Source organism: Streptomyces sp. NPDC015171, assembly GCF_043079545.1.
Lineage (GTDB): Bacteria > Actinomycetota > Actinomycetes > Streptomycetales > Streptomycetaceae > Streptomyces.
In genome coordinates, this window is sequence record NZ_JBIBUO010000010.1 from 133,303 (window position 1) to 147,904 (window position 14,602).

The 14,602-nt window shown below is 72.8% G+C and carries 15 protein-coding genes and 2 tRNA genes; 7 read left to right on the forward strand and 10 right to left on the reverse strand.

Annotated elements, in window-relative coordinates; genetic code table 11:
* Positions 1 to 103 precede the first annotated feature (103 nt).
* Both ACF073_RS26220 and ACF073_RS26225 read right to left on the reverse strand, forming a co-directional pair.
* Entirely contained in the window at positions 104 to 970 is an 867-nt protein-coding gene (locus ACF073_RS26220) for a DUF2797 domain-containing protein (protein ID WP_392073823.1), read from the reverse strand.
* A gap of 162 nt (positions 971 to 1,132) precedes the next feature.
* Positions 1,133 to 1,486 carry an HGxxPAAW family protein gene (locus ACF073_RS26225; protein WP_392073824.1) on the reverse strand — a complete coding sequence of 118 codons (354 nt, stop codon included), beginning with the start codon at positions 1,484 to 1,486 and terminating at the stop codon, positions 1,133 to 1,135.
* A gap of 89 nt (positions 1,487 to 1,575) precedes the next feature.
* On the opposite strand from ACF073_RS26225, the gene ACF073_RS26230 reads away from it, so the two are divergent.
* On the forward strand, positions 1,576 to 2,067 hold the full coding sequence (locus ACF073_RS26230) for a MarR family transcriptional regulator (RefSeq protein WP_392073825.1): 492 nt from the start codon (positions 1,576 to 1,578) through the stop codon (positions 2,065 to 2,067).
* A gap of 51 nt (positions 2,068 to 2,118) precedes the next feature.
* Here ACF073_RS26230 and ACF073_RS26235 read toward each other — a convergent pair whose 3' ends face one another.
* The 6 genes from ACF073_RS26235 to ACF073_RS26260 form a co-directional block, all read right to left on the reverse strand.
* Positions 2,119 to 2,574: a hypothetical protein gene (locus ACF073_RS26235; protein WP_392073826.1), complete on the reverse strand. Its 456-nt coding sequence runs from the start codon at positions 2,572 to 2,574 to the stop codon at positions 2,119 to 2,121.
* Between the two features lie 225 nt (positions 2,575 to 2,799).
* Positions 2,800 to 3,072: a hypothetical protein gene (locus ACF073_RS26240; protein ID WP_392074017.1), complete on the reverse strand. Its 273-nt coding sequence runs from the start codon at positions 3,070 to 3,072 to the stop codon at positions 2,800 to 2,802.
* A gap of 208 nt (positions 3,073 to 3,280) precedes the next feature.
* Positions 3,281 to 3,958, reverse strand: coding sequence for a GAP family protein (locus ACF073_RS26245; RefSeq protein WP_392073827.1), 678 nt, complete (start codon positions 3,956 to 3,958; stop codon positions 3,281 to 3,283).
* A gap of 209 nt (positions 3,959 to 4,167) precedes the next feature.
* Positions 4,168 to 4,299: a hypothetical protein gene (locus ACF073_RS26250; RefSeq protein WP_392073828.1), complete on the reverse strand. Its 132-nt coding sequence runs from the start codon at positions 4,297 to 4,299 to the stop codon at positions 4,168 to 4,170.
* A gap of 545 nt (positions 4,300 to 4,844) precedes the next feature.
* Positions 4,845 to 5,315, reverse strand: coding sequence for an NUDIX domain-containing protein (locus tag ACF073_RS26255; protein WP_392073829.1), 471 nt, complete (start codon positions 5,313 to 5,315; stop codon positions 4,845 to 4,847).
* 2 nt (positions 5,316 to 5,317) lie between these two features.
* A complete protein-coding gene (locus ACF073_RS26260; RefSeq protein WP_392073830.1) occupies positions 5,318 to 6,061 on the reverse strand; it encodes a helix-turn-helix domain-containing protein in 744 nt (247 codons plus the stop codon).
* Between the two features lie 119 nt (positions 6,062 to 6,180).
* Between ACF073_RS26260 and ACF073_RS26265 the strand changes: the two genes are divergently transcribed.
* The 4 genes from ACF073_RS26265 (at position 6,181) to ACF073_RS26280 (ending at position 8,402) form a co-directional block, all read left to right on the forward strand.
* Positions 6,181 to 6,411, forward strand: a complete 231-nt coding sequence (locus ACF073_RS26265) for a hypothetical protein (protein WP_392073831.1) — start codon at positions 6,181 to 6,183, stop codon at positions 6,409 to 6,411.
* Positions 6,412 to 6,658: 247 nt separating this feature from the next.
* Entirely contained in the window at positions 6,659 to 7,102 is a 444-nt protein-coding gene (locus tag ACF073_RS26270) for a hypothetical protein (RefSeq protein ID WP_392073832.1), read from the forward strand.
* 69 nt (positions 7,103 to 7,171) lie between these two features.
* Positions 7,172 to 8,008, forward strand: a complete 837-nt coding sequence (locus ACF073_RS26275) for a protein kinase (protein WP_392073833.1) — start codon at positions 7,172 to 7,174, stop codon at positions 8,006 to 8,008.
* A gap of 208 nt (positions 8,009 to 8,216) precedes the next feature.
* The gene (locus ACF073_RS26280; protein ID WP_392073834.1) at positions 8,217 to 8,402 is read left to right on the forward strand and encodes a hypothetical protein; all 186 of its coding nucleotides are present in this window, start codon (positions 8,217 to 8,219) and stop codon (positions 8,400 to 8,402) included.
* A 303-nt stretch (positions 8,403 to 8,705) separates the two neighbouring features.
* Here ACF073_RS26280 and ACF073_RS26285 read toward each other — a convergent pair.
* Positions 8,706 to 8,778: transfer RNA gene (locus ACF073_RS26285), tRNA-Arg, on the reverse strand.
* A 212-nt stretch (positions 8,779 to 8,990) separates the two neighbouring features.
* Positions 8,991 to 9,081 (reverse strand) — tRNA-Ser (locus tag ACF073_RS26290).
* A 167-nt stretch (positions 9,082 to 9,248) separates the two neighbouring features.
* On the opposite strand from ACF073_RS26290, the gene ACF073_RS26295 reads away from it, so the two are divergent.
* Together ACF073_RS26295 and ACF073_RS26300 are read left to right on the forward strand one after the other, a co-directional pair.
* Positions 9,249 to 9,731, forward strand: coding sequence for an SSI family serine proteinase inhibitor (locus ACF073_RS26295; protein ID WP_392073835.1), 483 nt, complete (start codon positions 9,249 to 9,251; stop codon positions 9,729 to 9,731).
* A gap of 367 nt (positions 9,732 to 10,098) precedes the next feature.
* On the forward strand, positions 10,099 to 14,484 hold the full coding sequence (locus tag ACF073_RS26300; protein WP_392073836.1) for a PAS domain-containing protein: 4,386 nt from the start codon (positions 10,099 to 10,101) through the stop codon (positions 14,482 to 14,484).
* The last annotated feature ends 118 nt before the right edge of the window (positions 14,485 to 14,602 follow it).

Genomic DNA, 14,602 nt, shown 5'->3' on the forward strand with positions numbered 1-14,602 from the left:
GGTGGCCACCCTGTCGGGGACCTCTGAGAGGAGGCTTTCCGGAGTCTGTGTTTTCTCTGAGAAACCCACAGCCGCCTCTCAGCGAACCCTTGGGTCCCGCCCGTCAGAACAGCCCGTCCGGCTCCCGCCTGAACTCCCGGACCGGGAAGGCGCGTTCCGCCGCCGTCCCCGGCACCAGCTCCCAGCCGGTCATCAGCCGGGTGTCGAGGACGACGACCCCGCCCTGACCGACCGCCAGATGCAGATCGGGCCCGGCCGCCGCGACCAGCTCGCCGACGACGCCGCCGCCCGGCACCAGCTCCACGACCTCGCCGGACGCCGCCGCGACCCCGTCGAGCCCGAAGACCCGTACGTGGTCGGTGACTTGGCAGGGCTCCGGGCGCAGGGACTCCGGCCAGCCGGTGAGCGCGACGGCCCGCGCGTGCAGCTCCCGCACCTCGGCGGCGCGCTCGTCCTCGGTCGCCGGCAGCGCCGAGCGCACCGCCCGCTTCTCGGCGTACGGGATGCGGCCCGGCACCCGCAGCGCGGCCCGCAGCAGTTCCTCGGTGCGCCGCGCGGCCATCAGCGGGCCGGTGCCGAGCCAGCTGAAGCAGACGGCGCCCTGTTCCAGCAGCCGGGCCGGGCCGCGTTCGGACGCGGTGATGCCCACCTTCACCAGGCCCGGCCCGAACCACGCCAGATACACCCGGTAGGGCCGGGGATCGTCCGCGAGGGTGTCGGCGGCCACGGAGTGCGCCCGGTCGAGGCGCGCGCACTCCTCGCAGCGGGCCCCCTTGCTCCGCCCCGGCACGGCCGCCCGCACCGGGCAGGCGTGCCCCCGCGCCCCCGTGCACGTCCGCACGCCGCCCTCCGGCACGGCGAACGCGATCCGCTTCCCCCGGGGCAGCGCGCTGCGCCGCCCGCCGGTCCACTCCAGCACCGGGCTCCCGGCCGGCCAGCGCAGTCCCGAGCACTTCCACATCTGTGCCATCACTCTTGAGCGTAGAGGGCGGGTCCGACAACGCTCCCGTACGGCCGGCCGCCGGGACGGGCCCGGCCGGCGAGGGCGTCCGCCGCCGGCCGCCCCCCGGGAAGGCCCGTCCACTCGACGGGCTCACACCACGGGCTCACACCACGGGCTCACTCGACGGGTTCACTCGACGGGCGACAGCGGCCTCGACCCGGCGGGAACGGCCTCCGGCACCCCGCTCCGCCGCCCCCGCCCCGCCAGCCGGCAGCTGACACACCCGGTGTGCCCCTCCCGGGCCCGGGTGTCGCGGGTCCGCATGCCCCACTCGCCGCGCGGCCGCACTCCCGGCGGCTTGCCCCAGCCGGACAGATGCAGGACCCAGGTCACCAGGGCGCTCACCGCCACGACGGCGAGACCGCCGATGATCAGGGGCGCCGAGACGACGCACACTCCCCATCCCGCCGCACTGCCCCCGACGGTCGCGATACCCACGCCGGTCCAGCCGGCGATCGTGTGACCCTCGTCGTACAGACTCATGAAGTCGCCTCCAGGGACGAAACCCAGATTCCCTCACGGGCTAAGAAGTTTACAGGCCGAATATCTCACGAACTAAGGGATTACGAAAGATGCACGGACCGCCGCGTCAGCCCGCCACCCCGGCCCAGGCACTGGCGGCGATGGACCACCTCATCGCCGCCCACCTCATCGGACAGCAGGAGCTGGCCAGGCGGCTGGGCCTGAACGTCACCGACCTGACCTGCTTCGCCTTCGTCCTGGAGGCGGGCGACGACCTGCTGACGGCCGGCGATCTCGCGGCCCGCGCGCACGTCACCACGGGCGCGGTGACCGGCATCCTCAACCGTCTGGAACGCGCCGGATACGTCACCCGCCGCCCCGACCCCGCCGACCGCCGCCGGGTCCGGGTGGCCGCCGTACCGGCCGCCGTCACCCGCGTGGCGGCGATGTACGCCGGCCACTACCAGCGCCTGACGGCCCTCTTCGCCGACTACTCCCCGGAGGAACTCTCGGTCATCACCGACTGGTTCACCCGCGCCACGTCCCTGGCGCACACCTATCTGGAGAAGCTGAACCGGAACGACCCGGAGGAGGAGTGCTGAGCGCCCGGACAACGCGGACGGCGCCGCCCGGCCCCCCGGGCACGTGGCCCCTCAGGGGCGGGCCGGGTCATGGGGCAGGGCGCACGCGTCGTCCCTCAGATGCAGCCGGCGCAGGTCCTGGACCAGGGCGACGGGGAAGGGGTGCTCCCTCCACCGTGCCAGGTAGCCGGCCTCGCCGTGCTCCCTGAGCACGGTCCGCGCGGCATCCAGCACGGCGTGCGCGAACACGGAGCGCGGATACGCCGCCCGCCAGATCACCCTCCCCGCGTCGTCCGGCAGATCGAGGCTCACCGACACATCGCCGAACTCGTAGACGCTCACGCCAACCGCCTCCGCACCGCGGCGGAGCACCCAGCGCAGCTCCCGCGGCTCGGCGTCGAAGAAGAAGCGGACGGTGCGCCCCTGGCCGTACAGCCCGCCCGCGGCGGAGACGAGATCGGCAAGGGCGTCGGTGCAGTAGCCGAAGGACAGGGCGAGCTCCCGGGAGCCGTCGGCCAGGCGGCACATCGCCCAACCCGCCCCCGTAAGCTCCCACTTCAGCTGAAACGCGCCCGTCGGCGCCTGCTCTCCCGGCACGGCGCCCAGGCTACCGACCGGACCCGGGACACACCCGTGGCACGGCGATGGCGGCTGAGCCGCGAGGGCGATCCCCGCTACGGCCTTCACCTGCCCGGACCAGCCCGGCCCCGGCCCCCGGCCCCGCCGCCACGGCCTGACCGGGGGCGACCGCGGTCACGGCGGGTTGGCCGCCAGCCGGCAGGCACCGTTCGCGGCGCCGCCCGGCACACCAGCCTGGGTCAGGGCCTTCGCACAGCCCTGCAGATCACCGTGCACGCCCTGGGTACAGGCCGCGCGGACGCCGTCCGAGACCTCGACGCCCGACTGCTGGACCAGGTTCGTACAGGCCGGGATGTCCGCCTGGGCGGCGGGAGCGGCGAAGACCGCACCACCGAGCACCAGGGCCGGACCGGTGAGCACACAAGCGATACGGGCCGCCACTCGCATGGGGGACACCTGCTCTCCGGGACGGATCGGGGGTGCGCAAAGACAACACGCCGAGTGCCGGACGCGGCCCGCGTACGACCGCGGCCCCGGGCCCCGCACCCGACGGCCCGGCAGGACACCCCTCTCCCGTCCGACGCTAGATCAGCCCGCACCCCCGCGCACCTCGGCCCCGCCCGCGCGGCGGAAGCCGACGGCTTCGAGCCTTCCCTCAGGAGGCGACGACGCTGATGCCGTCGCCCAGCAGCTTGAGGCCGAGGACGAAGAAGAGGACCGCCATGACGGCGACGTTGTGCCGGGTGGCCCAGTCGCGCCAGTTGGTCAGCACGCTCTTGGCCCGGTCGCCCATGACCAGGAAGACGGCCAGCGGTGCGAGGACGCCGACGGAAGCGATGACCACGAAGATCGCGAGCGTCCCGATCTGTTGCGGGACGGGGATCCCGGCCGAACTGATCGAGGCGCCGGCGGCGATGGTCAGCGGGGCGTTCTTGGCGTTGGCGGCCGACAGCACCAGGCCCAGTCCGAGGATCTTGAGCGGGGTGAAGTGGTCGATCGCGGCCATCCATTTCGGCAGCTGTGCCTGGGAGGGGTCCTTGGGCCGCCGGCGCCACATACGGGCGCCGAAGAAGACCAGCAGCACACCGAGCGCCAGTTTCAGCGCCCCCACCCAGGTGGCCGGGTGCTTGTGCGTGGAGGCACCGGACGGACCGCCCACCGCCAGCATGATCGCGCCCAGCACCGCCAGGCCGAGGAGCCAGCCGAGGGCGAACAGGGAGCCGTTGAGACGGCCGCGGGGGGTGGCGAGGATGAGGATGATCGCCACGATGGGCAGCGGACTGACCGCGACACCGGCTGCCAGGCCGAGTACATCACCGACGGCGTGCCCCACGGTCACCTCCGGTCGCGAGTGGATCAGCCCCTCGCGCCCATCATCACCGGCCCCCGGACCCGGGGCGCGCTACGCGGTCCGAACGGGTGCGACCGCACCGGCGCCCCCCGACGCCCCGCCCGACCTCTCCGGTGCCTTCAATCAATCTCGGTTGCTGGCGCTGCTGTACTGCGCTGCTGTACTCGCTGCTGTCCACCACCACGCCCGCATCACCAGGACTCGGCCTCCAGGAAGAGTGAGATCGCCTCCGCGAAGAACCAGACGATGAACCAGACGGAGAACACCAGACACGCAAGCCACAGCCCCCACAAGGCCCAGCGGACCTCCCGTCGTACGCGCATGAGCGGATCATGCCCCTTCGCGGCCGGCCCTGTCACCGGCCGCGCACACCCCTGCGGACTGACCGAACGGGCCGTCACGGCGTACATCGCCAAGTACGCCACCAAAGGCGCCGAGACTGCTGCAAGAGCTCTCGACCGGCCGCTCAAGTCCGCCGCCCGACCCACCCAGCGGGCTGAGCCACGGCAGCGGTGCTGTGCCGTCGGGGGTGCTGTGGGGCCTATCCGTCCCGGGGTCGGGCAAGAGTCACCAGACTGGACGGACCCAGAGCAGATGGCTCGCTGGACCGCGACCAGAGAAGAGCGGCCCAGCAGGGAAGTTGAGACCTTCATGGCGTGGCTTGCTGCGGCCGAGAAGGCTCCGGATTTCAAAGACGCAAGCTGACTGCGAGGCTGAGGAACCCGGATCGGTTGACATCCAAGACTGACATCACCGACTGAGTGCGCTAGAGGCCGTGTATGCGATCTCGCTCGGCCGAGGCGTCCACGCGGTCCTGCAGCCGAAGTGAGCCTCGACCGAAACCCTAAAGCGGGTGTCACAGGTTCGATCAGCCGAGATACGGCCGCTCACGGTGCTCCAGAAAATGCCGGATGCGGAGCCGCTGCGTGTGGTGCATCGGCAGGTGGTCAATCTCCTCCAGCGAGACGAACCGCAGCTCCGTGGACTCGTCCGAGATCTCGAGCTGCCCGCCGATCACCCGGGCGGTGAAACAGACGTTGAACTGTCTGCGCACCTCGCCGTCCGAGTAGGCGATGACGTGGCGTGGGTCGGTGTACGTGCCCACGAGCCCGGTGATCTCCACGTCCAGCCCCGTCTCCTCCTTCACCTCCCGGACGGCTGTACCGGGAAGTGAGTCGGTCATCTCCATGCCGCCGCCGGGGAGAGCCCAAAGGTCGTTGTCCCGCCGGTGCTGCAAGAGCAGGCGACCTTCGTCATCGGTGACCACGGCGGACGCGGCGACCACCAGGCTGTTCGGCTCCGGTGCCGCTGGGTCGTCGTAGTACTCGGTCCGTGCCACGGTCACTCCTCCCTTACTGGTGTCGCGGTGTCCCACACAGCGTCGAAGCTGCTGGCGTAGGTGTCGAACAGGCCCCCCGACTCGCTGCGGCGCAGGTGCCACACCGGGGCGCCGTAAGCGTTCACTCCCCATACGTGGGCGTTGACCAATGCCTGGTCATCCGCACGATAGATCGAGTTGTAGAGCGTGGTCGCGTGGGTCCGCACCTCGATGCCAGGTACCCCGGCAAGGGGGCGGTAGTGCATGAGGGCGAGTCGGCATCGGGACTCGATTCCGTGCCCGAACCGTTCCTCCTCTCCGCGCTGCTGCACGTTTTGGCTGTCCGGGTCGCCGATCGCGACTCGGACAGCACACCCGTCCGCAGCCCGCTCGCGCAGCAAGTCATTGAGCCGCGGGTACGCCTCATGCAGGAAGACGGCTGCGTACACCAACACGTCAATGCGCTCGCGTGCTTGGGTCAGCATGTCCACAAAGGCGGACACGGGGATGTCCGCCCTCTTGTCGTAAAGAGCCACAAGTTCCGGACTGACAGCGCGGGCAGGACGAGCCTGCCGGAGCGCGGGCCATAGAGCGTGCACGTCTTCTCCTAGCGTTTCCGCCGCCAGCATGGCCGTTGCGCGACGCGGCGTCCGCCCCTGGTTGACCCATCGCTCGATGGACTTGGGATCGACTTCGACCTTGTCTGCGAGGGCGTTATAGGTCCAGCCGCCGGCTGCCATGGCAGCTCGTAACCTCTCGTTCGGCATTGCAATCTCTCCTAAGACCTGGGGACGGCACCAGGGACGTTCTACCCGATGCGGGACGTCCCCAACTGGGTTTCTGTGGTGGTTCCGACGTCCTGATGAGCGGCAGGATGCTCGTCCGCATGGCGAGCAACCAGCAGACCAGACCAGGCATCGGTGAACTGGCGAAGGACACTGCCAGTGGACGTATCGGCGTCGTCATGGGCGAGGTCGGCGCCCGGGTGCAGATAAGGCCCGTCGGCGGCGGCGTCGAGTGGGATGTCCTGCCGGACAACGTGGTGGCCCCGACCGCGCGGGAAGGACTGAGCACCCGCCTGGCCATCAAGAACGGGAACAGCCGGGACGGCCTGTGATGCGCGCCATCGGCCGGTATGCCGGAGTCCTGTTGATCATCGTGATCAGCGGATCGTGTGGCTTGGTGATCGGCATGGCCCTCGGCACCAGCCAGTAGACCGGCCGCCCCGAACGGGGTGCCAACTTCCCTGGCGCCCCCTGCCCCGTTCGGGGTCGGCCTTCCACCCCCCGGTCGCCATGGGCCGTGCCTCGGCGACCGATGCGGGCGCAAATGCCAGAGCACAGCGACTCTCAAGGAGTATTCGCATGACGGCAACGGCCAACGACCAGAAGACCGGTCGCGCGGTGGCTGGTGAGGAGCTGTTCGACAGCCTCACCCACTTCGTGATCGTCCACAACGGGCAGTCCCTCGAACGGGCCGAGCGGATCGCGGACCAGGCGGTGGCCTTCGTGGTCGCCGCCGCGACCGCGACCGTTCCCATGGTCCCGTCGGACGACGTGGACCTCGGTCTGCACGCGCTCATCCTGCACACGAAGGAGTACGCCGACCTGTGCCAGCGGTTCGCCGGCCGCTTCCTCCACCACAACCCGAAGCCGGGCGCTGGTGGGCGTGACCCTGAGATGGTCGCTGCCTCCGCGCACGCGATGAAGGCGGCCGGGTTCATGGTCTTCGACGACCTCTGGACCGTGGACGGCACGAACCTCGCGCAGTGCGACGCGGACTGCGGCCGTCCCTACGGTCAGGCGTAGCGACACGACATAGCGACGCGGCCGGCCTAGATAGGGGGTCGGCCGCGTTGCCCGGAAGGAGAACAGACGTTGTCCGGGACACCCCCTGAACTGCCGATCGTCGTGCTCGATGCACTCATGCCCAAGGCCCAGCGCCTGGTCGTCAATCGTCGGGGCTCGATGGTCAGGGAGGTCGAGAGCCCTCGGGGGCACTACGCCGTCAAGGTCGGGTACCCGATCGAGGCCACGGCCGACTGGCCCGCACAGCCCTGGACGGCCCTCGCTCCCGCACGCGAAGGGGCCGTGCTGTACCGACTCGGCCTCGATGACTTCGCGTACGGCGAATGGGAGCAGGGCACCTGGAACTTCCAGCCGTGGCACGAGGGACCCGACCTGTATGAGCTGTGGAAGCCCTGTCGTGAGCCGGACTCTCGTATGGAGCCTCATACCAGTGCCGCCCTCGGCTGCGTAGAGGCGCTGGCCGAGCTGCACGGCAAAGGCTGGGCCCATGGCGACGTGCAGCCCGCGCACTTCATCATCGGCCCGGATCGCACGCACCTCATCGACCTGGCCTTGGCTCGCGGCGGACACGTCCCGGAGGGGTACGACTTCCCGTTCCGCGGCTGCCTCGTCCACTACGAGGCGCCGGAGATCGCGCGCAGCTTGCTTGCCACCGGAGAGGCAGAGCCTACGCAGGAAGCCGACATCTATGCGCTCGGCGCGTCCCTGCTCATTTCCGCCACGGGCTGGCGGGCCGTCGAGTACCCGGACGACGCACCCCGCCCTGAGCAGAGACAAGCCGTCGCGAGTGGCAAGCGCCGGCCAGTGAAGGCGCATGGCGAGCTGGGCGCACTGATCGACGCCATGCTCAGCTCAGCGCCCGAAGACAGGCCCACGATCTACGAGGTCGGTAAGGCCCTCAGCTAGGCCGTAGACCCTCAGGTGTGATCTCGCTTGGCCGGTGTCGGTCTGGTCGGCGGGGTGGGCTGCTCGGGGCTGCGCTGGTCGGATGTGGATCTCCGTGAGGGGCTCCTCACCATCCGGCAGGCTCTTCAGCGCATGGGTGGCGAGCTACTGATCGTTCGCACCGAAGACGCAGGGATCGGGCCGCCGCGTCGCCCTGCCGCCGGAGTACGTGACCGCACTCAGTGCTCAGCCCGCCCAGCAGCCCAATCTGGCACCACTGACCCACGTCTCCTACGAAGGCTCGGTCCGGGACGTCCGGGAGTGGATCAGCAAGCTCGCTGTCACCTGCCGGTGCTGCGCCCAGGGCAAGAACGCCAGCGCGGCCGGCTCAGGAGCGCTGCTGCGCGATCGGTGAGTCTGCGAGGTACGCCCCTCCCGACCTGTCGTCCAGGCGGCACGCGACGCTCTCCGCGCGCCCTGACGCATGCCGTGTCCGGGGAGGAGATCGGCAAGAACGTAGCCTTCCCGGTCAAGGTGCCCACCGCGACGGCACAGGATCAAGCCCTGGTCCGTGGCCGAAGCCGCCGCTTCCTCGCCGACTCTGCCGCCCGCCGGGCAGCGTCACCCGCATGTTCGAGGACAGGCGGTTGCTGTACTTCCCGCTGTACGCCCCCGAAACGCAAGAGGCCCCGGATCTCTCCGGGGCCTCTCACCTATGTGCACTCGGCAGGATTCGAACCTGCAACCTTCTGATCCGTAGTCAGATGCTCTATCCGTTAAGCTACGAGTGCTTGTTCTTTTGTTTTGTCTTCGTTCCCGGCCCTTTCGGCCCGCTCGCGGCGACAGGAAGAACATTACATGACTGCCGCCGTCATGTGAAATCCGATCCGCATACCCGTTGCGACCTGCGAAAACGTCCACAGCGGGGGGTGCGGCGCAGATACGGGAGAGACCTCTGGGAACGCCGAAGCCCCGGTCCTGGGGACCGGGGCTTCGGAGGGGGCGGAGGCGGAGGGATTTGAACCCTCGATGGGCTTTAAGGCCCAAACCGCATTAGCAGTGCGGCGCCATAGACCGGACTAGGCGACGCCTCCAGCACAACCGCTCACGCGAGCGCGCGAGTGGTGCGTGCAGATGATGACACAGGCGAGTGCCCTGTCACCAATCGCCCCCTACGGTACTAGGCAGGCAGGGCACAGGGCAAAGGGCTTCGTTCGGTGGTGCGGCGCAACGTCCCGGCGGATTCCGCGTTGGACAGACCATGGTCTCTGTCCCGCCGGTCACCGGGCGCCGCCTCCTCAGGGCGTCCCTCGCCACCGCCGCCGCCACCGCCGTCCTCGTACCGCTCACCGCCGTACCGGCCGCCGCCGCGCCGCCGCCCGTCAGGGCCGAGGACCAGGGTGATCACCTCACCGTCGTGGTCCGGCACGCCGGCGCCGGGCGGGACGGGACGTACGAGGTGCGCTGCCATCCCGACGGCGGCCGTCATCCGGACCCCGCCGGGGCCTGCCGGGCGCTCGACACGCGCACGCGCTGGGGGCGCGACCCCTTCGCGCCGGCCGCCCCCGGCACCACCTGCACCATGATCTACGGCGGTCCGGCCACCGCCCATGTCACCGGCACCTGGGCCGGCCGGCCGGTCGACGCCTCCTACGACCGCGCCGACGGGTGCGCGATCGAGCGGTGGGACCGGATGGTGCCGCTGCTGCCCGCGACGGGCGGGAGCACGCGAAGGCAGGCGTAGCGACCGGCGCAGGAGCGGCGAGGGGAAAGCTGAGAGAGGGGGAGAGGGGGAGAGGGAGGAGGAGGGGGAGAGGGAGGAGGAGGGGGAGAGGGAGGAGGAGGGGCTCGCGCGGGTCATGGGTGAGGGGTCCCGGGGTGCTTGGCGGACGCGTTGGTTCCGTAAAGGTCCCGGGGACGACCGGGGAAGAATCGGGGCGCGGGGGCGTGCGGTCACGCGTTCGCCGTCACTTCCACGTGGGACGTCCCTCTCATCCGGCGCCGCGAGCGCGACCCGTGCCTTTAGACTCCCTCGCGTGACACGTCGCGGGCCGGTTGGCAAGATGGCCCGAGCGGTCGGCAAGGTGCGGTAACAGGGAGGAAGGCGTCTCGTGAGCAGCAGGCCATCCCGAGGCGCTGCTCGCCTCGCAGCCATACTCGACGCGCTGCCGGACGCGTTGGTCCTGGTCAACGCCAACGGAACAGTCGTCAACGCCAACACCATCGCGCTGGAGGCCTTCGAGGCTCCCGGCACGGCGCTCGTGGGGCGTGGGCTGCTCGATCTGCTGCCCCAGTTCGATTCCAGGCTGATCCCCGGGTCCATGCGGCGACCCGACCACATGGATCCCCGGGGGCGGACCAAACCGACCCGGATGGTCGCGAGGCGCACCGACGGGAACGAGTTCCCGGTCGAGGTCACCAGCGCGAACCTGGAGAACGGGCAGCAGGCGTACGACGGTTACGGCTACACCGGTGACGAGCTGCTCATGCTCGTGGTCCGGGATCTGTCCGGGACCGTCGACACCGAGGCGGAGCTGGCACGCTCGCAGCGGCAGACCGAGATGATCCTGCGAGCGGCCTCGGAAGGGGTCGTGGGGACCGACACCGACGGGCGCATCGTGCTCGTCAACCCCGCCGCCGCCCAGATACTGGGATACCGGGCGGGCGAGCTGGGCGGCAAGGAGCTGCACACGCTGGTGCTGCACTCGCGCGCCGACGGTTCGCCGTTCCCGTACGAGGAGTCGCCGCTCGCCGACACCCTGCGCTCCGGGCGCAAGCACCGGGTGCGCGGGCAGGTGCTGTGGTCCAAGGGCGACGAGAAGGTCGCGGTCGATCTGACCACCGCGCCGGTGCGGGACGGGGACCAGCTCGTCGGTGCCGTGATGACCTTCGCCGACCGGCGGCCGTACGACAGCCTGGTCGAGGAGAAGGAAGCGCTGGAGAAGGCGCACGCCGAGGAGCTGGAAAAGCTCTCCGAGGAGCACGCCTCCGATCTGACCGCGCTGCGCCAGCGGCATGTCACCGAGACCGAGGAACTGCGCGAGCAGCACGAGGAGGAGCTGGCGGCCGGCGAGGAGCGCTACGCCGCGCTCGCCGAGCGGGAGAAGGACCGCTACGAGGCCCTCGCCGGGCGGCACGAGCAGCTGCTCACGCTGCTCGGGCAGTCGCTGCGCGGCCCGCTGGACGAGCTGCGGCGCGAGCTGTCGGCGCTGGCCGCCGACGACGCCGGGCAGCTGTGGCCCGAGGCGAACCAGGTCCTGCACCACCTGTCCGCCGGGTACGCGCGGATCACCACCCTCATCGACAACGTCCTCGGCTACCAGCGCCTGGACGCGGGCGGCGAGGACATCACCCGTACGAAGGTGATGCTGGACGCGGTCGTCGCCGCGGGTGTGGACGGTGCCGTCGAGCTGATCGGCCCGGGACGGGTGCAGTTCGCCGTGCACGCGCCGCCCATCGAGGCCGAGGTCGACCCGCAGCGGCTCGCCACCGCGCTCGCGCATCTCGTGGCGGATGTCGCCGGGGTCGACGCCACCGGCAACACGCCCCTCTCGGCGGGCGGTTATCTGGACAGCACCGTCGTGGTCGCCGCCGCCCAGCGCGGCGAGGTCGCGCGGATCGAGGTACGCGGTCCGTACGCCGGGGGAGACCCGGTGCACGAGCCGATCGTGCGCGGGATCGTGCGCGCCCACGGGGGCGTGCTGCAGACGCACGAGGTGCCGGGCATGAGCGGCAGCGCGTACGTGCTCGAAGTGCCGCTCGGCGGCGGGGCGGGCGCGGTCGCCGCACCGGCCCGGGGCTCCGCCCTGGTCCTGGAGGCCGGTGCGGGCGCCGCGCCCGACCCCGGCGCCGCCGAGCAGGCGGCGGGCGGCAGGCGGCGGGCCCGCAGGGGCTCGACGGACGCCTTCCTCGACAGTGACGTGGCCGGCCCGGGCGACGCCGGTGAGGCGGAGTCGTCGGTGCCGACCGGCCGGCGCCGGCGGCGGGCCGCCGCGCCCGCCGAGGAGGCTGCCGTGCCCCCGGCCGAGGGCCCGGAGAGCGCGTCCGGCGGTACCGGGCGGCGCCGCGGACGGCCCGCCGAGAACGCCGCCGCCGAAGGCGCCGGCCCCGATGCGGGCAAGGGCGAGGACGTGGCCGAGGGCGCGGTGATGACCGCGGCCGAGCAGGGCGCGGGGGCCGCCGCCTCGGGCAACGGACTCGGCGGCACCGTGCCGCCGCAGGGCGTGCCCGGGCCGACGGGCCGGCGGGCCCGCCGCGACGGCGCCCCGCAGGCCGCTCTGCCGCCGGCGCTGCCTGCCGCGCAGCCGGTGCCCGCCGAGGGCGACCCGGCGGTCGCGGCGCAGGGCGGCGAGGAAGGTCAGGACGAGGGCACGCAGCCGACCGGGCGGCGCCGGCGGGCGCTGGCCGCGGCGGCCGAACGCGCCGCCGCACAGGAGGCGGCCGGGCCGCGTACGGTCTTCGCCCTGCCGCCCGCCGACGCCGACCGCTCCCCCGTGACACCGGAAGCGGCACCCGAAGCCGAGGCGGGGGACGGCGTGGCCGTGCCAGTGGCTCCGGACGCCGGTGCTCCGGGCGTTGCGGGCGCGGCTCCCGCTGCCGACGGCCCGCCGGTCACGGCTGCGCCGGCCGGCGCCGGCCCGGTGCCGGTGCCCGCTCAGCCGGCCGTGCCCGCCCCGGGCGTCCCGGGTGACGCCGCCCGGCACGACGCCGTACCGCTCGACCAGGACGAGGACCACACCCCGCCGCACCCGCATCCGACCAGCGCCCCGACCGGCCGGCGCCGCCGGTCCATGGCCCAGCAGTCCGGCGCCGCCCAGGCGGTGGCACCGGAGGCCGCGCCCGGCCAGGCACCGGCGGGCCAGGGGACGCGGAGCGTTCCGGCGCAGGGGACGGCGGGCACGGGTCGGCCCGCGCCCGCACCCCCGGCGCCCGCCGCCTCGGCCACCCCCGCCCAGGGCACCGCCGCGCAGCCGGGCACCCCGCCCGCCGGTACCCCGGTGACACCCCCGGGTGCGCTGCCGCTGCCCGCCGAGACCGGCACCGGACCGGTGCCGTCGGGGCCGCAGGGGGCCCCGTCCGGGCCGGTGCTGCCCGGTGGCGTCCCGCAGCAGTGGCCCGGTGCGGGCGACACGGCCGGCGGCGCCGGCCGGCCCGTCCCGGCGCCCGCCACACCGGCTGCCGGAACTCCCGTCCCCGGACCGGCGGCCGCCGCTGCCCCGGCGCCGGGCACCCCGCTGCCCGCCGGGTCCGGCGGCGCGCGACCGCAGCGGGTCGCGCAGCCGTTGCCCGCCGAGGCGGCGGGCGGTGTGCCGGTCGACCCGGACTCGACGCAGGGGCGGGCGATCAGCGTCCGCACGCTCGGGCAGGGTGTGCCGTTCGCCCGGCAGGCCGCCCAGGTGCAGCAGCCGACGGCGACCCCGCCGCCGCACGCGCCGGGCGGTTCGGGCCGGCGGCGCAAGCTGGGCACGCCCCCCGACCGCCCGGAGCCGCAGCCGCAGGAGCCGCGCGAGGACCAGTCGGCCCGGCCGCACCCGTCGGCCGAACCGGCGCCCGCGCAGCCCTCGCCCGGCGGTCAGCCGCCGGCGGCGCAGCCCGCGCCGCAGCCCGCGCCCGGCGGTCAGCCCCGGCCGGTCCCGGGCACCGAGGGGGCCGGGCGGTCGTACGCCATAGGCGCCCCGCGGCCCGATGCCGCCGAGGGGCCCGAGCCGCTGGACGGTCCCGGCGGGGCCGTCGAGGTGGCGGACACACCGCGTCCGCAGCCGCTGGACGACGAGCTGCCCCCGGAGCCGCTGGACAACCCGCGCCGGCTGCTGGTGTGGCCGGCGCCGGACGTCACCACCCAGCAGGCGCTCAGCGACCGCGGCTACCGGCCGGTCATCGTGCACTCGCGCGAGGAGGTCGACGCGCAGATCGCGGCCTTCCCCGCCGCGCTGTTCGTGGACCCGCTGACCGGGCCCATCACCCGGACGGCACTGCAGTCGCTGCGCCAGGCCGCCGTCGCCGCCGAGGTGCCGGTGCTGGTCACGGCCGGGCTCGGGCAGGCGACGCGCGAGGCGGCGTACGGCGCCGATCCCGCCGTGCTGCTGAAGGCGCTGGCTCCCCGCGACAGCGAGCAGCACCCGCCGCGGGTGCTGCTCATCGAGGAGCACGCGGAGATCGCGCTGGCCCTGACCGCGACGCTGGAACGGCGCGGGATGCAGGTGGCGCGGGCCGCGAGCGACAACGACGCGGTGACGCTGGCGGGGCAGTTCCGGCCGAACCTGGTGGTGATGGACCTGTTGCAGGTGCACCGCAGGCGGGCCGGGATCGTGGACTGGCTGCGGGCCAACGGCCTGCTCAACCGCACCCCGCTGGTCGTCTACACGGCCGCCGTCGACCAGGCCGAGCTGCCCCGGCTGGCCTCGGGCGAGACGGTGCTGTTCCTCGCCGAGCGGTCCACCAGCACCGAGGTGCAGGGCCGGATCGTGGATCTGCTGGCCCGGGTCGGCACCAACTAGGCCGGCCCGGGGCCGCGCGCCCCGCCGCCGGTGCGACCGCTGGTCCCCGGCGGGGCCGTACGGATGGCGCGTACGGTTCCGCCGGCCGCCCCCCCAGCTCACCGGCCGGAGCCCTGCC

Coding starts and splice junctions, on each gene's coding strand:
- ACF073_RS26295 (WP_392073835.1), top strand. CDS start 9,249: ATGGTCTCTGTCCCGCCGGTCACCGGGCGCCGCCTCCTCAGGGCGTCC.
- ACF073_RS26235 (WP_392073826.1), bottom strand. CDS start 2,574: ATGTGCCGCCTGGCCGACGGCTCCCGGGAGCTCGCCCTGTCCTTCGGC.
- ACF073_RS26240 (WP_392074017.1), bottom strand. CDS start 3,072: ATGCGAGTGGCGGCCCGTATCGCTTGTGTGCTCACCGGTCCGGCCCTG.
- ACF073_RS26270 (WP_392073832.1), top strand. CDS start 6,659: ATGACGGCAACGGCCAACGACCAGAAGACCGGTCGCGCGGTGGCTGGT.
- ACF073_RS26220 (WP_392073823.1), bottom strand. CDS start 970: ATGGCACAGATGTGGAAGTGCTCGGGACTGCGCTGGCCGGCCGGGAGC.
- ACF073_RS26260 (WP_392073830.1), bottom strand. CDS start 6,061: ATGCCGAACGAGAGGTTACGAGCTGCCATGGCAGCCGGCGGCTGGACC.
- ACF073_RS26265 (WP_392073831.1), top strand. CDS start 6,181: ATGGCGAGCAACCAGCAGACCAGACCAGGCATCGGTGAACTGGCGAAG.
- ACF073_RS26250 (WP_392073828.1), bottom strand. CDS start 4,299: ATGCGCGTACGACGGGAGGTCCGCTGGGCCTTGTGGGGGCTGTGGCTT.
- ACF073_RS26225 (WP_392073824.1), bottom strand. CDS start 1,486: ATGAGTCTGTACGACGAGGGTCACACGATCGCCGGCTGGACCGGCGTG.
- ACF073_RS26230 (WP_392073825.1), top strand. CDS start 1,576: ATGCACGGACCGCCGCGTCAGCCCGCCACCCCGGCCCAGGCACTGGCG.